This window comes from Candidatus Nanopelagicales bacterium (assembly GCA_030700225.1).
Taxonomy (GTDB): domain Bacteria; phylum Actinomycetota; class Actinomycetes; order S36-B12.
Map to the genome: position 1 here is coordinate 1 of JAUYJT010000042.1, position 15,211 is coordinate 15,211.

General features: G+C 67.6%; 14 protein-coding genes. 7 read left to right on the top strand and 7 right to left on the bottom strand.

Features of this window, described 5'->3' with window-relative positions; all coding sequences use genetic code 11:
- Nucleotides 1-263: 263 nt before the first annotated feature.
- From Q8P38_05585 to Q8P38_05595, 3 genes are read right to left on the bottom strand one after another with little or no spacing between them, the layout of a single operon-like run.
- Nucleotides 264-1,259 (bottom strand): AAA family ATPase, encoded by a 996-nt coding sequence (locus Q8P38_05585; GenBank protein MDP4014070.1) that lies wholly within the window; start codon nucleotides 1,257-1,259, stop codon nucleotides 264-266.
- A 4-nt stretch (nucleotides 1,260-1,263) separates the two neighbouring features.
- Nucleotides 1,264-1,692 carry a ribulose bisphosphate carboxylase small subunit gene (locus Q8P38_05590; protein MDP4014071.1) on the bottom strand — a complete coding sequence of 143 codons (429 nt, stop codon included), beginning with the start codon at nucleotides 1,690-1,692 and terminating at the stop codon, nucleotides 1,264-1,266.
- Nucleotides 1,693-1,718: 26 nt separating this feature from the next.
- Nucleotides 1,719-3,176 (bottom strand): form I ribulose bisphosphate carboxylase large subunit, encoded by a 1,458-nt coding sequence (locus tag Q8P38_05595; GenBank protein MDP4014072.1) that lies wholly within the window; start codon nucleotides 3,174-3,176, stop codon nucleotides 1,719-1,721.
- A 101-nt stretch (nucleotides 3,177-3,277) separates the two neighbouring features.
- On the opposite strand from Q8P38_05595, the gene Q8P38_05600 reads away from it, so the two are divergent.
- A complete protein-coding gene (locus Q8P38_05600; GenBank protein ID MDP4014073.1) occupies nucleotides 3,278-4,189 on the top strand; it encodes a LysR family transcriptional regulator in 912 nt (303 codons plus the stop codon).
- A gap of 34 nt (nucleotides 4,190-4,223) precedes the next feature.
- A complete protein-coding gene (locus Q8P38_05605) occupies nucleotides 4,224-5,195 on the top strand; it encodes a class I fructose-bisphosphate aldolase (protein MDP4014074.1) in 972 nt (323 codons plus the stop codon).
- A gap of 34 nt (nucleotides 5,196-5,229) precedes the next feature.
- Here Q8P38_05605 and Q8P38_05610 read toward each other — a convergent pair whose 3' ends face one another.
- Nucleotides 5,230-6,402: a GAF domain-containing protein gene (locus Q8P38_05610; GenBank protein MDP4014075.1), complete on the bottom strand. Its 1,173-nt coding sequence runs from the start codon at nucleotides 6,400-6,402 to the stop codon at nucleotides 5,230-5,232.
- Nucleotides 6,399-7,067 (bottom strand): response regulator transcription factor, encoded by a 669-nt coding sequence (locus Q8P38_05615; protein ID MDP4014076.1) that lies wholly within the window; start codon nucleotides 7,065-7,067, stop codon nucleotides 6,399-6,401. Before Q8P38_05615 ends, Q8P38_05610 begins: the two co-directional genes overlap by 4 nt.
- Nucleotides 7,068-7,207: 140 nt before the next feature.
- Between Q8P38_05615 and rpe the strand changes: the two genes are divergently transcribed.
- Genes rpe through Q8P38_05640 form a run of 5 tightly spaced genes read left to right on the top strand, consistent with a single transcriptional unit; the run spans nucleotide 7,208 to nucleotide 13,095 of the window.
- Nucleotides 7,208-7,945, top strand: coding sequence for a ribulose-phosphate 3-epimerase (rpe, locus tag Q8P38_05620; protein ID MDP4014077.1), 738 nt, complete (start codon nucleotides 7,208-7,210; stop codon nucleotides 7,943-7,945).
- The gene (gene tkt, locus Q8P38_05625) at nucleotides 7,942-9,864 is read left to right on the top strand and encodes a transketolase (protein ID MDP4014078.1); all 1,923 of its coding nucleotides are present in this window, start codon (nucleotides 7,942-7,944) and stop codon (nucleotides 9,862-9,864) included. Before rpe ends, tkt begins: the two co-directional genes overlap by 4 nt.
- The gene (locus Q8P38_05630; protein ID MDP4014079.1) at nucleotides 9,861-10,568 is read left to right on the top strand and encodes an HAD-IA family hydrolase; all 708 of its coding nucleotides are present in this window, start codon (nucleotides 9,861-9,863) and stop codon (nucleotides 10,566-10,568) included. The genes tkt and Q8P38_05630 overlap by 4 nt, the downstream gene beginning before the upstream one ends.
- A 20-nt stretch (nucleotides 10,569-10,588) precedes the next feature.
- Nucleotides 10,589-11,971: an FAD-linked oxidase C-terminal domain-containing protein gene (locus Q8P38_05635; GenBank protein MDP4014080.1), complete on the top strand. Its 1,383-nt coding sequence runs from the start codon at nucleotides 10,589-10,591 to the stop codon at nucleotides 11,969-11,971.
- Between the two features lie 17 nt (nucleotides 11,972-11,988).
- Nucleotides 11,989-13,095, top strand: a complete 1,107-nt coding sequence (locus Q8P38_05640; protein ID MDP4014081.1) for an alanine--glyoxylate aminotransferase family protein — start codon at nucleotides 11,989-11,991, stop codon at nucleotides 13,093-13,095.
- A 105-nt stretch (nucleotides 13,096-13,200) separates the two neighbouring features.
- On the opposite strand, the gene Q8P38_05645 is transcribed toward Q8P38_05640, so the two are convergent.
- Complete coding sequence (locus Q8P38_05645; protein ID MDP4014082.1) at nucleotides 13,201-14,076, bottom strand: phosphoribulokinase; 876 nt, start codon at nucleotides 14,074-14,076, stop codon at nucleotides 13,201-13,203.
- A gap of 10 nt (nucleotides 14,077-14,086) precedes the next feature.
- Nucleotides 14,087-15,163 (bottom strand): class 1 fructose-bisphosphatase, encoded by a 1,077-nt coding sequence (locus Q8P38_05650; GenBank protein MDP4014083.1) that lies wholly within the window; start codon nucleotides 15,161-15,163, stop codon nucleotides 14,087-14,089.
- Nucleotides 15,164-15,211 lie beyond the last annotated feature (48 nt).

Genomic DNA, 15,211 nt, shown 5'->3' on the forward strand with positions numbered 1-15,211 from the left:
CGAAGGATCCCCGGGGCTCGAAGGAACGCCGCCGACGCTTCTACATATGGTGCGCACCGAAACGCTCGTGCACACGGCTGCGCGGGTATCCGGTGCTCGGACGCCATGAGCACCACTTCTTGGAGGGGCTGGCGACTGCCAGTGGCCGCGGACCACAGGCCCGGGCACAGCCGCCGAGCGCACCTCCAGGCGCCGCGCCGAGGCCCCAGCTCGCGGTCGACCCCTCGACCTTGGTGAGCAGCCGGACCGGCGCCGTTGCCGATTCAGTCCGCGGAGCTTTCTCTCTCCTCGGCCCGATCGGTGAAGAGGGTGCTACCGCGGACGTCCTCGGCGGTCAGCAAGATCAGGTCCTGCTTCCCCAGCGGACGGTCGAGCCCGACAAGTCGCCGCGCTTGACGGAGCCGGCACCGCTCGATCGCGTTGCGGACGCTGCGTGCGTTGGAGAAGTTCGGTCGAGCTCGCCGAAGGGTGAGGTACTCCGAGAAGACCTCGCGTGCCTCCTCGTCGAATCGGAAGTTCTCCCCCGCGACCATCAGTTCAGCGATCTGCATCAACTCGTCGTGGTTGTAGTCCTCGAACTCGATGTGGTGGGGGACACGGGAGCTGAGGCCGGGGTTCGCCGAGAAGAACGTCGCCATCCGGTCGGGATAGCCGGCGAAGATGACCACGAGGTTCCCACGGTCGTTCTCCATCTCGGTGAGCAAGATTTCGATGACTTCCTGTCCGTAGTCCCGTTCGTTTTCCGGACGGAAGAGGTAGTAGGCTTCGTCGATGAAGAGGATCCCCCCTGCTGCCTTGGCGATCGCCTCTTTTGTCTTCGGCGCGGTGTGACCGATAAATTGGCCGACGAGATCGTCGCGGGTGACAACGTGCACCCGCGGCGCACGGATGTAGCCGAGCGCGTGCAGAATCGCCGCCATCCGCATGGCCACGGTGGTCTTGCCGGTTCCCGGCCCACCGGTGAAGCTCATATGCAGGGTGGGCTTCGACGACGATAGGCCGAACTGGCCGCGCGCCCGGTCGACCTGGAGCAGTGAGGCGATCTCCCGAACCCTGCGCTTGACCGATGCCAGCCCGACCAGCTCCGCGTCGAGGGCAGCCAGGGTCTCCTCGACCCTGGCTGCAGCCTCGTCCGCGGCAAGATCCAGCTGGGCGTCGTCTGCGAGGATCACGGCCTCGGCCGTCTGCTCATCGGGGGTGGCGGCCGGTCCGCCACCAGTAACGGCCGTTGGTGGATATCCGAACCCCTGGGATGCCATGACTTCACTCTCCCGCGTAGCGCGTTCCGGTAGGCCGGTCGGTGGCGTAAGACTTCACTGAATAATGCTGGACTCGGTCGTGGGCGTCCTGGCGCACGAGCAGCAGGCCCGGCTCGTTCGTGGGGGTCTGGACTAGGAACGACATGGCGGTCGTCTGCTTGCCGAGCCTGGCGTCGTAGGCGAGCACGCGGATGTAGTGCTCCGGCTTGGCGGTCCGGCACTCGTTGATCTGCGTGAGGACGCCGTCGGGCTCGATCAGGTCGAACATCGGCAGGCCCCACATCTCCCAGTAAATGTTGCGGGGGTGGGGGTCGTCGGTGTACTCGATAGACACGGGCCACTCGTGGTCGAGCGCGTACTTCACCTGGGCCGCGATCTCCTCGTCGGTGAGATCTGGCAGGTAGGAGAAGGTACCGTAGTGGATCTTGCTCATGGTGTGCTCCTCTCGATGAGTTGTGGTCAGGACGGGGTCGCGGTCGGGACGAAGTCGGGGGCGTCGGTGCTGGTGTAGTCGAAGGTGACCTCACCCCAGGTGGTGAGAGCGGCCTCCAGCGGCTGGCAGGTCTTGGCCGCCTTGCGGAGCAAGTCGGGGCCTTCTCGCAGAAGGTCCCTGCCCTCATTGCGGGCCTTGACCATTGCTTCGAGCGCGACCCGGTTGGCCTCGGCGCCCGCGGCGATGCCGTAGGGGTGTCCGATTGTGCCGCCGCCGAACTGCAGGATGACGTCGTCCTGGAAGAGGTCGAGCAGTTGGTGCATCTGCCCGGCGTGGATGCCTCCCGAGGCGACGGGCATGACGCCCGGTATCGATGCCCACTCCTGGTCGAAGAAGATGCCGTTCTGCAAGTTGGTCGGGACCTTGTCCTCGCGCAGCGTGTCGTAGAAGCCACGCGTGGTGGCCGGATCCCCCTCTAGCTTGCCGACGACCGTGCCGGCGTGCACGTGGTCGACACCCATCAGTCGACACCACTGCGAGATCACTCGGAAGCTCACACCATGCGTCTTCTGACGGGTGTAGGTCGAGTGTCCGGCCCGATGCAGGTGAAGCAGCAGCCCGTTCTGACGGCACCAGTTCGCCATCGACTGGATCGCGGTGTAGCCGATCGTCAGGTCGATCATCACAATGATGCTGCCGATCTCCTTGGCGAACTCCGCCCGGCGATACATCTCCTCCATCGTGCCCGCGGTGATGTTGAAGTAGTGACCCTTCAGCTCACCAGTCTCGGCCATCGCCTTGTTGAGGCCCTCCATGCCAAAGAGGAACCGGTCGCGCCACCGCATGAACGGCTGGGAGTTGATGTTCTCGTCGTCCTTGGTGAAGTCGAGGCCACCCTTGCAGGCCTCGTAGACGACACGGCCGTAGTTCCGGGCCGACAGGCCGAGCTTGGGCTTGATTGTGGCGCCGAGCAGCGGGCGTCCGTACTTGTTGAGGAACTCCCGCTCCATGACGATGCCGTGCGCAGGCCCTTGGAAGGTCTTCTTGTAAGCGACCGGGATCCGCATGTCCTCCAGCCGCAGTGCCTTCAGGGGTTTGAACCCGAACACGTTGCCGATGATCGAGGAGGTAAGGTTGGCGATCGAGCCCTCCTCGAAAAGGTCGATGTCGTAGGCGATGTAGGCGAAGTACTCGCCCGGACGACCCGGGACGTCCTCGACCTTGTAGGCCTTGGCCTGGTAGTGCGAGTTGGCGGTCAGCCGGTCTGTCCAGACCACGGTCCAGGTCGCGGTCGAGGACTCTCCCGCCACCGCCGCGGCGGCCTCGACCTTGTCCACGCCGTCCTGTGGCGTCATCCGGAAGACCGCGAGGATGTCGGTTTCCTTCGGCTCGTAGTCGGGGTTCCAATAGCCCATGCCTGCATAGCTCTGGACGCCTGGGTCCCAGCGTTCCTTGATCTCCGTGCTCGTTTCGATGGTTGTCATCGCAGTTTCCTTTCCGGTTGCCTGCGGGAGACCAGTCTGTGGGCGCAACTGGTCAACTACAATTGACTCTTCACTGCCAAGAGTTAAGAGATAGATTAGCTATGACCAGAGCCACGGACCTCCCGGCAGCTGCCACCTGGGCTCGTCTGCAAACGTTCATTGCGGTGTACGACGGCGGTAGTGTCCGGGTGGCCGCCGAATCCCTCCACGTGACGCCGCCTGCCGTGTCGGCCGCCATCACCGCGCTGGAATCGGTGCTCGGCGTACCCCTCTTCACCAAGGCTGGTCGCGGCATCGTGCCCACCGACGCCGGAGTCATCTTCGCCTCCTATGTCCGCAAGCTGCTGGGTCTGCTGGCCGAGGCGGCCGGAGCCGTGCACGAGGCGGACCGCGGCCGCGTGCGGATCGGAGCCGTCGCGACGGCGAGCGAATACGTCCTGCCTGCCCTGGTCGCGTCCTTCGCCCGGGAGCACCCCCAGGTCGCGCTGTCGCTGTCGGTGCTGCCACGAGACGAGCTCTTCGCGCTGGCCGCCGATCACCACGTAGACGTGGTGCTGGCCGGCCGGCCCCCGCGCGGCGCGGGCCTGATCACCCGCGCCCGCCGCCCCAACAGGCTGCTGCTGGTCGGACGCCCCGGCCTCGACGGTGACCCGTTGAGCACGCCGTGGTTGCTCACCGCCGTCGGCTCAGGCACGCGGGACACCGCGCTGTCGCTCCTCAACCGGCTCCAGGCCAGGCCTCCCCTCCTCACCCTAGGCACGTCCGGGGCCGCCGTGGCCGCTGCGCGGCAGGGGCTTGGCGTGACCCTCGTGCACGAAGAGGCCGTGCGCGGCCAGGTCTCAAGCGGGGAGCTCACCACCTATCCTCTGGCCGGCACCCCCCTTGACCGCCCCTGGCACCTGTGCACCAGCGCCGAGCCGAATTCGGCGACGCGGTTGTTCGTGCGGCATGTCAGCAACGAGGAGGCCGTGGGGGAAGCGAGGTTTCACACCAGGGATCGCCCGAAGGGGTGAATCGCCGTCGCCGCGCCCTGCGCATGCTGCGGGCATGAGCATCCTCCACAGCACAGCCCGCGAACTGACCCACGGTGGCCGCGGCATCCTCGCCGCCGACGAGTCCATCAAGACGATGTCTGCCCGCCTCGAGGGGCGAGGCATCACGGCCAGTGAGGCCGCGCGCCGGGACTACCGCGAGCTCCTGCTCACCGCTCCCGGACTCTCGACGGCGGTCAGTGGCATCATCCTTGCCGACGAGACGTTTGGTCAGGAGCTCAGCGATGGGCGCCCGTTCCCGGTCGCGGCCCGCGAACTGGGAGTCCTGCCCGGCATCAAGGTCGACACCGGCACCACCCCGTTGCCCGGTGGTGGCGGCGCCCTCATCACGGAAGGGCTCGACGGACTCGGCGCTCGCCTGTCGTCATACGCCGAACGTGGAGCCGCATTCGCCAAATGGCGAGCCGTCATCGAAATCACCACGACCACCGAGCACACGGCTCGAGCCAACGCGCACGCGCTGGCTCGCTATGCGGCCCTGTGCCAGGAGCACGGCATCGTTCCGATCGTCGAACCGGAGGTGCTCTGCGCCGGCGACCACGACATCGTGGCATGCGCCGACACAACCCGCCTGGCGCTCGCTGTCGTCTTCAGCGAGCTCGATGACGCAAGCGTCGACCTGAAGGGCATCGTGCTCAAGCCGAACTTCGTCACGCCTGGCCTGGATGCGGCGAAGGTCAGCGCGGCTGTCGTTGCCGCCGCAACCTTCGAGATCCTTCGCGAGACGGTGCCATCGGCCGTCCCCGGGATCGCATTCCTGTCCGGGGGGCACCCGACGGAGGACGTGTGCGCTTTCCTCAAGGAGCTCAGCGCGATTCCGAACCGACCCTGGGACGTGACGTTCTCGTTCGGGCGGGCCCTGGTGAGTGCGGCACTGAACAGATGGGGTGGAGACCCGGCCAACGTCGACGCTGCGCAGGAGCGACTTCTCGACAACTGTCGTCGGGCCGCCGATGCCACCGCCTGAGTCGGACACACAACGACGGACCAGAAGCCTGTTTCTACGACAGGGGTAGCTCGACCAACACGGTGGTCCCGCGACCGGGCGCCGACTCGATTCGCAACGAGGCCCCGATCACCGCACACCGCTCCGCGACCGAGCTCAGGCCGAAGTGCTGGTCCCCGTCCAAATTCCCCACTCGGGAGGCACGCGCGTCCGCCACGTCGAAGCCCAGGCCGTTGTCGGTACATCCTAGAATCATTGAGTCGCTCACGCGTCGTAGCGAAAGAGTGATCTTCTCAGCTACGGCGTGCTTGATCGCGTTGGCGAGCGTCTCCTGGGCAACCCGGTAGAGCGACGCAGCCGCGTGGTCCGGGATCGTGGCTAGGTCCGCCTCGGGGTCCACGACGAGCCGGATGTCCGGCCCGTCGTCTCGTTGCGCTGTCTGCACGAGCGATTCGATCGCCGCGACCAGCCCGAGGTCGTCCAGGACTAGGCTGTGCAGTCCGGCGATCGCCGCGCGGGTCTGGTTGTAGGCCAGGTCCGCGAGCGCCCGGGCATTGGAGAGCTCGTCTCGCGCGCGGTACAGTTCCCTGACCCAAGCAGCCAGATCGGGCTCGTCGCTGCAGGCGAGCTCGGAGACGGTGAGGTCCGCAGCTGAGAGGTGGAACGACATCGATGCCAACGCCGTGGTGACCCCGTCGTGCAGGTCGAACGCCAGTCGGCGGCGCTCTGCCTCCTGGGCATGGACTGCCTGCTGGATCAGCCGGTCGCGCTCGGTGCGGTGCCGGCTGACAGCCCGGAAGAGCTGTTGCGCGTGAACGCGCAGACCGATCATGGCAACCACGGACTCCGCGGCCACCAGATCCGGCTCACCGAACGGGCGGCGCGAGTTTCGGTGCACGGCAAGCACGCCGATCACCCGACCGTCGACCCCCGGGAGCGGCAAGCACATCCGCGCCACCGTCTTGTCGGGCGTGAGCCCGAGCAACTGCCGATGGAGCGCGTTGCGCGGAGAGTCCGCCTCCAGTAGCACCGGCTGCTGCGTGCGAGCCACCCGGCCGGTGACGCCAAAACCGACCTGCAACACCAGGGATGCGGCGGAGGGATGCGGGGGGAACATATCGGCGATGGTGAGATTCTGGTCGTCGATCTCGTATAGGAGCGCGCCGTCCGCATCCAACAGCTCCGCGAGCTGTCGGGCGTCGGGCACACCGTCGCCGGCGGGCCTCACCGGAACAGGCCCTCCCGGAGCGCCACCGCGGTCGCACCGCTGCGGTCGGAGACCCCGAGCTTTCGGTAGAGGCCGCGAATGTGGCTCTTCACGGTGTCCTCGCTCACCACCAGCTTGTTGGCCACGCCCTTGTTCGAATGACCTGAGACGATAAGCTCGAGAACCTCGGACTCGCGGTGGGTGAGCCCGAGATGCGCCCCCGACCAGAACTCCCCGGCACTCAGCCTGGCGGCAGAGAACGCCACCCGACCCGCCAACGCGCGATCCACGACCGTCTCCCCCTCACGGACCAACAGTAGATCTGTTACAAGGTCCTGTCCGTCAATGCGCTTGAGGATGTATCCCGAGGCGCCGACCCGGAGCGCCTGGTAAAGGTAGTGGTCGTCGTCGTACGCCGTCAGCAGGACGACCTTGGTGCTGGGGTACTGGGTAGTGACCTGCCGGCACAGGTCGAGGCCGCTGTCCTGGCCGATGCGCACGTCGCACAAGAGCACGTCGGGGCTTAGATCCGCGACAAGCGCGACGGCAGCCGTTGCGTTGGTCGACTGGCCCAGAATCTGCACATCGCCCGCGAAGTGGCCGAAGATTGCGCACAGACCTTGCAGCACCATCTCGTGGTCGTCGACGAGGACGAGGCGCAGGGGGCTCGGGGCGATCTCCGGCATGGCACAAGGTTAGTCATCGTAGCGGGTCCACGGGGATGTCCGTCGAGCATTTCACCCGCACCTCCACCCAGGTGGGTGAGTTCCCTACACCGCCGCGCGCGGTCGAATGGAAGCACCAGACCAGAAGGGAAGCGATCCCGATGGCCCAGCCCGCCGCGAACGACACCCGAACCCATAGTCCGCTCATCGTGCCTTCCGTGCTGCCCGCTGACTTTGCCCGCATCGGTGACGAGGTCCGCGCGCTCTGCGAGTCCGGCGTCGACCGCATCCAGTGGGACGTGATGGACGGCGTGTTCGTCCCCAACCTCACCTTCGGTCCCGACCTGATCGCGGCAGCGCGCCCGCACAGCTCGGTCGGCTTCGAGGCGCACCTCATGGTCGTCAATCCCGACGAGTTGCTGGGGAAGTATGTCGACGCGGGCTGTGACCTCGTCATCGTGCACTCCGAGGCGTGCACCCACCTGCACCGCACGCTTCACCGCATTCGTGAACTCGGCGCCCGCAGCGGGGTCGCGTTGAACCCGCACACTCCGGCCGAAGTTTTCCAGCATGTCATGGAGGAGACCGACCTGGTCCTTGCGATGACGGTCAACCCGGGCTTCGGGGGCCAAGCTTACATCTCTGCGGTCGAGCCCAAGGTCGCAAGCCTGCGCCGGATGATCGATGAGTCCGGCCTCGACATCGAGCTTGAGGTTGACGGCGGCATCACCGACTCGACCGTTCGCGGGGCGGCGGCCGCCGGCGCAGACGTCTTCATCTCAGGCTCGTGGATGTACGCCTACCCCGACGGCAAGACAGCCGCCGTCAGCCGGCTCCGAGAGATCGCCGCCGCCAACATGACCAGTCCCCTAACCACGACATTCCGAGGTGCCCCATGACCGACGTCCTGCAGTCCGAGCCCACGACGGTCTCGACCGACCAGCTGGCCATTGATACCCTCCGCTTCCTGGCCGCCGACATGGTCCAGGCCGCCAACTCGGGGCATCCCGGCATGCCCATGGGTGCTGCGCCGATGGCATGGACGCTGTGGAGTCGGCACCTGCGCCACGACCCCGCCGACCCGACCTGGGCCGACCGTGACCGCTTCGTGCTGTCGGCCGGCCACGGCTCGGCGCTGCTCTACGGCCTCCTGCACATCTTCGGCTACGACCTGCCGACCGAGGAGCTGCGGACTTTCCGCCAGCTCGGCTCGCGCACACCGGGACACCCGGAGTTCGGGCACACCGCCGGCGTCGAGTGCACCACCGGACCGCTCGGCCAGGGGCTGGCCATGGCCGTGGGCCTGGCTCTCGCCGAGCGGATGACCCACACCCGGTACCCCGAGGTGACGGACCACCGCACCTACGCGATCGTCGGCGACGGCTGCCTGATGGAGGGCATCAGCCACGAGTCGGCGTCTCTCGCCGGCCATCTCGGGCTGGGGCGACTCATCGTGCTCTGGGACGACAACGCCATCACCATCGACGGGGGAGTCGAGCGCTCCACCGGTGATGACCAGCTCGCCCGCTTCGCGGCCTACGGCTGGCACACCGAAGCCGCGGTCGACGGCACCGACCTGGCCGCGATCGACGCGGCGATCACCCGCGCCAAGGCCGACCCGCGACCCAGTTTCATCGCCGTCCGCACCATCATCGGCCACGGCGCACCAGGGATCGAAGGTACGGCGAAGGCGCACGGCTCCCCGCTCGGCGAGAACGTCCTGGCCGAGACGAAGCGGCTCGCGGGCTGGGGCTACGCCCCGTTCGAGGTGCCGGCCGAGGTGCAGCAAACCTGCGCCGCCGTGGCCGCCGGAGGAGCCAACGCGCACGGAGCGTGGGATGCCGCGTTCGCCGCACTGGAGGAGGACGACCCTGACCTGGCCGCGCAGTTCCGCCGTACGCGCGACCTGGTGCTGCCTCCTGGTGTCGCCGAGGCACTCGTCGTGACCGTCGGCGAGAAGCCCCGGGCCACCCGGCAGTCCTCGCAGGCCTGTCTGGATGCCCTGCGCGAGGTCATGCCGGAGCTCGTGGGCGGTTCCGCCGATCTGTCCGGCTCGACCGGCACGGCGTTCGGCGAGCTGGTCACCCGTGACGATTACGCGGGGCGCGCGATCGCGTTCGGTATCCGTGAGTTCGGGATGGCCGCGATCATGAACGGGATCAGCCTGCACGGCGGGTTCCGGGTCTTCGGCAGCACCTTCCTCGTCTTCGCGGACTACCTGCGTCCGGCCCTGCGCCTGGCCGCGCTGATGCATCAGCCCGTGATCCACGTGCTCACCCACGACTCGATCGCTGTCGGCGAGGACGGGCCCACGCACCAGCCCGTCGAGCACGTGGAGTCACTGCGGATCATTCCCGGCCTGCAGGTCTTGCGCCCTGCCGACGACGCGGAGACCGCGGCGGCCTGGCGGCTGGCGCTGGAGCGCACCGACGGCCCGACCGCGCTGATCCTCTCCCGTCAGGGCCTGCCGCAGCTCGATCCGTCCAGCTTCGAGGGGGACGGCCAGCCCGATGTCCAGATCGTGGCCACCGGGTCGGAGGTGTCCCTGGCCGTGGCGGTCGCCGAGCGCCTGCGCGAGGAGGGGTACGGCGCCCGCGTCGTCTCGGTCCTGGACCGAACCCACTACGCGCCCGACCCCGGGGTCACGACGGTGAGCCTCGAGGCCGGCGCAACCGCCGGCTGGGCCGGCCTGGTCGACCTCGCCATCGGCCTCGACGGATTCGGCGACAGCGGTCCCGGCGATGAGGTGATGGCTCACCATGGCTTCACCGTCGACACAGTCGCGGAGCGGATCCGCGCGCACCTCGCTGCGCGATGAGTGACCTGTCGGCGGTCATCTTCGATGTTGACGGCACCCTCGTCGACAGCGAGCGTGACGGCCACCGGGTGGCGTTCAACGCGGCGTTCGAGGAGGCGGGGTTGCCCGACCGGTGGGACATCACGACCTATGGCGACCTGCTCCGCATCCCCGGCGGCGTCCAGAGGATGGTGCACTGGTTCGAGCACACCGGCCGACCCTCCGGTGAGGCGCGCGAGCTGGCCGCCGCATTGCACAAGCGCAAGACCGCAATCATGCGCGACCTCGTCGAGGAGGGGCGCATCCAGGCCCGGCCGGGCATCCCTCGACTCATCGACGAGCTCGCGATCCACGGGGTGCCGATGCACGTCGCCACCACCGGCACCCGTGCCTGGGTGGAGCCCTTGCTCGACCGCATCTTCGGCGACCGCTTCCGACTCATCGTGACCGGGACCGAGGTGCCAGACCTCAAGCCCAGCCCCGCCGTCTACCTTGAGGTGCTGCGCCAGCACGGCACCGCACCGGAGGGGGTCGTGGCGGTCGAGGACTCGGCGAACGGCGTACGCGCGGCCGTGGCCGCAGGCCTGGTCTGCGTGGCCACCTACAACACCTACACCCGTGACGACGACCTGTCCGCAGCGACGCTGGTGGCCACTGACGCCGGGGACCCCGCGTTCACGGCCTGGTTCCGGGACCGGCTTCGAGCGACGGCCCGCCCGGCCTGATCGCTTGCACACTCAGGACCATGCAGATCGACAATGCCGTCGCCGAGGCCGTCGCCGAGCTCGTCAGCCAGCTCCCCGACGGGGTGGTGGTGACGGGCGCCGACGAGATGGACAAGTACCGCGAGGACTTCGCGCGGGACGGGTCGGCCGGGATGCCGATCGCCGTCGTACGCGCCGGCAACGCCAGCCACGTGCAACAGGCAGTGCGCTGGGCGGCCGCGCACCGGGTGCCCGTGGTCCCGCGTGGCGCCGGCACAGGCCTATCGGGCGGGTCCTCGGCCGTCGACGGCGGGATCACGATCTCGTTGGACCGGATGCGACACATCGAAATCGACCCCGCCTGCCAGGTCGCGATCGTAGACCCGGGGGCGCTGAATGCGGACGTCAAGCGAGCAGCTGCCGAGCACGGCCTGTGGTACCCGCCCGATCCCTCGTCGTATGAGATCTGCTCGATCGGTGGCAACCTCGCCACCAACGCCGGCGGCCTGTGCTGCGTGAAGTACGGCGTGACGACCGACTACGTCCTCGGCATGGACGTCGTCCTGGCCGACGGCACGCTCGTCACGCTGGGCGGCAAGCAGATCAAGGACGTCGCCGGGCTGTCGCTGCTGAAGCTGTTCGTCGGCAGCGAGGGCACCCTCGGCGTGATCACCCGGGCGACTCTGCGGTTGATCCCTGCCCAGACCGCAGGCGCGGCTCTGGTCAGTGCTTTCCCGACCATGGCCGCCGCAGCGCGGGCCGTGGTGGCGATCCGCAGCCGCGTGCGTTGCTCGATGCTGGAGCTGATGGACAACACCACCATCAACGCCGTCGAGGACTGGCGCTCCCACGGACTCGACCGTTCGACCGGCGCACTGCTGATCGCGCAGTCGGATGCGTCCGGCCCGTCGTGCAAGACCGAGATTGACCTGATCCGCGAGCACTGCGAGCAGGAAGGCGCGACGGACGTCTTCACGACTACCAACGCCGACGAGGCCCAGATGTTCGTCGCAGCCCGCCGCAACGCGTTCCTCGCTCTCGAGCAGCGCGGGAGCGTGCTGTTTGAGGACGTCGGCGTCCCGGTGCCGCTGCTGCCCGACCTCGTCGACGGAGTGGGCGGCATCGCGAAGCGCTGCGCCGTGGAGATCGCCGTCGTGGCCCATGCCGGCGACGGAAACACCCACCCGATCATCGTGTACGACGCCGCGGATCCCGGTGCCGCGGTCCGGGCGCGTCAGGCGTTCGACGAGGTGATGACGATCGCGATCGCGCTCGGCGGGACCATCACCGGGGAGCACGGAGTGGGACGCGCGAAGAAGGCCGCACTGCCCGACCAGCTCGGTGCCGACGTGATGACACTGACGAAACGCATCAAGGATGCTCTCGACCCCGACGGCATCCTAAACCCCGGCGCAGTCCTGTAGTGCCAACGAGGAGAGAGATGACACCCATCGTCAGACGCCACCTGTTCGGTCCCGGCCCGACCAACCCCTACCCGGAGGCGACGGAGGGTCTGGCCCGGCCGTTGCTCGGTCACCTCGATCCGGCCTTCATCGCGATCATGGACGAGACCTGTGATCGCCTCCGGGAGGCGTGGGGCACCGCCAACGTACGCACGCTTCCGCTCTCGGCAACAGGGTCGGCGGGCATGGAGGCGGCCTTCGTCAACACCGTACGGCCCGACGACGTCGTGGTCGTCGCGGTCAACGGCCTGTTCGGGCAGCGGATGTGCGAAGTGGCGAGGCGATGCGGCGCCCACGTGGTCCCTGTTGAGCACACGTGGGGCACCCCCGTCGATCCCGAGCGAGTGCTGGCCGCCCACCCTTCGCCCACACTCGTGGCCGCCGTGCACGCCGAGACGTCGACGGGGGTCCAATCCGACATCGCGGCGCTGGGTGAAGCCGTGCACGCGGCCGGGGACGCACTCCTGGTCGTCGACGCGGTGACCTCCATCGGCGGCCTCAAGCTACGGGCCGACGACTGGGGCATTGACGTGGGCTACGCCGGCACTCAGAAGTGCCTGGGCGTCGCACCGGGACTTGCTCCGTTCACCATCAACGATCGCGCGTTCGCGCGTCGCGTCGAACGCCCGCAGTCCTGGTACCTCGACCTCGGTCTCATCGGCGGCTACGCCGGCGAGGCGGTGTCGAAAGGAGGTGGCCGCACGTACCACCACACGGCGCCCGTCGCGATGGTCACGTCGCTCCACGCCGGCCTCGGCAGGATCCTCCACGAGGGATTGCCGAACGTGTGGGCCAGGCATGCGGCGGCGGGCCAGGCTCTTCAGGACGGGCTCGAGGCCATGGGCCTCGAGTTGTTCGCAGAAAAGGGTTCACGGCTGCCCGACCTCACCGCGGTCAAAGTGCCGGCCGATGTCGACTCGGCCGCGGTCCGGCGCACCCTGCTGAACCGCTACGACATAGAGATCGGCGCCGGGGTCGGCGAGTTCGCCAGCTCGGTGTGGCGCATCGGTCTGATGGGTCCCAACGCGCGAGCGGACGCGGTCACCATGGTGCTCGGCGCCCTGGCGGAAGTGCTGGGACGCTAGTTAGCGTCGGTCGGCCTGGTCGGGTTCCGCCCGCTGCCCAAGCCGTTCAAGGCTGTTGAATGGCCACGGGATCCTCCTAGCGCGGGGACGATGGCGTTGATGGGCTCAGCGGGCCTTGTCGCGGTGCTCGAGCAGCCGCCACAGCATCGGCGTGAAGATCAGCTGCATGGCCAGGTCCATCTTCCCGCCGGGGCACACGATGGTGTTCGGCCGCGACATGAACGAGTCATGCAGCATCGAGAGCAGGTAGGGGAAGTCGATCCCGCGCGGGTTGGCAAATCTGATCACGAGCATCGACTCGTCTTGGCTTGGGATGGTCCGCGCGATGAAGGGGTTGGACGTGTCCACGATTGGGACCCGCTGGAAGTTCACGTGCGTGCGGGAGAACTGTGGGCACATGTAGTTCACATAGTCGTCCATCCGGCGCAGGATGGTCTCGGTGACCGCCTCCGCGGAGTAGCCGCGCTGGGACTTGTCGCGTTGTACTTTCTGCGTCCACTCGAGGTTGATGACCGGCACTACACCGATCAGCAGATCGGTGAATTGCGCGACATTGACCGTCTCGGTGGCCACCGCGCCGTGCAGACCCTCGTAGAAGAGCAGATCGGTGCCAGCAGGGATCTCCTCCCAAGGCGTGAACGCGCCCGGCTCCTGGTTGTACGGCGCCGCTTCCTCGTCGCTGTGGAGATACTTGCGCAGCTTGCCGGTGCCCGTTTCGCCGTACACCCGGAACAGCTCCTCAAGTTCCCCGAAGAGGTTAGCCTCGGGCCCGAAGTGGCTGAAGGTGTGGTCACCCTCGGCCAGCGCACGCGCCATCTCCGCCTTCATCTCCACGCGGTCGAACCTGTGGAAGCTGTCGCCCTCGACGAAGGCCGCATTGACGTGCTCGCGACGGAAGATCTGCTCGAACGTGCGCATCACCGAGGTGGTTCCGGCGCCGGACGAACCGGTGATGGCAACGACTGGGTGCTTGACGGACATGGGGGCCTCCTCAGGTGTTGACGCGGAACAGACCGCGCAAGCCGTAGAGCGGGTGGTTGTCGGCCGCCGCCTCGGCCGGCTCGGCGTGATAGCGCTCGATGCGCTCCACTTCCTCGCGGCTGCCGAAGATGAAGCCGATGCGCTGGTGCAGGTCCTTCGGCTTGACGTCCAGGACGCGTTCGTAGCCGGTCGTGGCGCGGCCACCTGCCTGCTCGATCAGCATCGCGATCGGGTTCGCCTCATACAGGAGGCGCAGCCGGCCTGCCTTGTCGGAATCCTTGGTGTCGCGCGGATACAGGAAGACTCCGCCGCGGGTGAGGATCCGATGCGTTTCGGCAACCAGGGACGCGACCCAGCGCATGTTGAAGTCCCGTTCGCGCGGGCCGTTGACCCCCTGTAGGCACTCGCTCACGTAGCGCAGAACCGCCGGCTCCCAGAAGCGCTGATTGGAGCTGTTGACGGCGTACTCCGAGGTGGACTCGGGGAGGGTGAGGTCTACCTCGGTGAGAAAGAACTCGCCAAGACTCGGGTCCAGGGTGAAGACGTGCACGCCCCTCCCGACGGTGATCACAAGGACGGTGGCCGGACCGTAGACGGCGTACCCGGCTGCGACCTGCTGGGTCCCCGGTTGGAGGAAGTCCTCGACCTCGGGGTCCTCCCCCGCGGTGGTCGCGCGCAGGATCGAGAAGATGCTGCCCACCGAGACGTTGACGTCGATGTTGGAGGAGCCGTCGAGCGGATCGAAGGCAAGGAGGTACTTGCCGCGTGGATAGGCGGCCGGGATCAGGTAGGGGTCATCCAGCTCTTCGGATGCCATCCCGGCCACATTTCCGGTGCCTTCGTTGACGGACAGGAAGATGTCGTTGGCGACGATGTCCAGCTTCTGCTGCTGCTCACCCTGGACGTTGACGGCCCCCGCCTTGCCGATCACGTCGGTGAGGGCGCCCGTGGCCATCCGCTTCGAGATCGCCTTGCAGGCCAGGGCGACGTCGAGGATGAGCGAGTTGAGTTCGCCGCTCGACTCGAGGTGACGGCGGCGCTCCTCGATGAGGAACTGCGCGAGCGTGGTCCGTTCGATCAGCATCATGAACTCCTCAAAGGAAGGTGGCGGGGACGACGGGTGCGTGCGACTTGG

Excerpts from the sequence above, each read along its gene's own strand:
- Q8P38_05585 (MDP4014070.1), bottom strand. The coding sequence starts at position 1,259 with ATGGCATCCCAGGGGTTCGGATATCCACCAACGGCCGTTACTGGTGGC.
- Q8P38_05590 (MDP4014071.1), bottom strand. The coding sequence starts at position 1,692 with ATGAGCAAGATCCACTACGGTACCTTCTCCTACCTGCCAGATCTCACC.
- Q8P38_05595 (MDP4014072.1), bottom strand. The coding sequence starts at position 3,176 with ATGACAACCATCGAAACGAGCACGGAGATCAAGGAACGCTGGGACCCA.
- Q8P38_05600 (MDP4014073.1), top strand. The coding sequence starts at position 3,278 with ATGACCAGAGCCACGGACCTCCCGGCAGCTGCCACCTGGGCTCGTCTG.
- Q8P38_05605 (MDP4014074.1), top strand. The coding sequence starts at position 4,224 with ATGAGCATCCTCCACAGCACAGCCCGCGAACTGACCCACGGTGGCCGC.
- Q8P38_05615 (MDP4014076.1), bottom strand. The coding sequence starts at position 7,067 with ATGCCGGAGATCGCCCCGAGCCCCCTGCGCCTCGTCCTCGTCGACGAC.
- rpe (MDP4014077.1), top strand. The coding sequence starts at position 7,208 with ATGGCCCAGCCCGCCGCGAACGACACCCGAACCCATAGTCCGCTCATC.
- tkt (MDP4014078.1), top strand. The coding sequence starts at position 7,942 with ATGACCGACGTCCTGCAGTCCGAGCCCACGACGGTCTCGACCGACCAG.
- Q8P38_05630 (MDP4014079.1), top strand. The coding sequence starts at position 9,861 with ATGAGTGACCTGTCGGCGGTCATCTTCGATGTTGACGGCACCCTCGTC.
- Q8P38_05635 (MDP4014080.1), top strand. The coding sequence starts at position 10,589 with ATGCAGATCGACAATGCCGTCGCCGAGGCCGTCGCCGAGCTCGTCAGC.
- Q8P38_05640 (MDP4014081.1), top strand. The coding sequence starts at position 11,989 with ATGACACCCATCGTCAGACGCCACCTGTTCGGTCCCGGCCCGACCAAC.
- Q8P38_05645 (MDP4014082.1), bottom strand. The coding sequence starts at position 14,076 with ATGTCCGTCAAGCACCCAGTCGTTGCCATCACCGGTTCGTCCGGCGCC.
- Q8P38_05650 (MDP4014083.1), bottom strand. The coding sequence starts at position 15,163 with ATGATGCTGATCGAACGGACCACGCTCGCGCAGTTCCTCATCGAGGAG.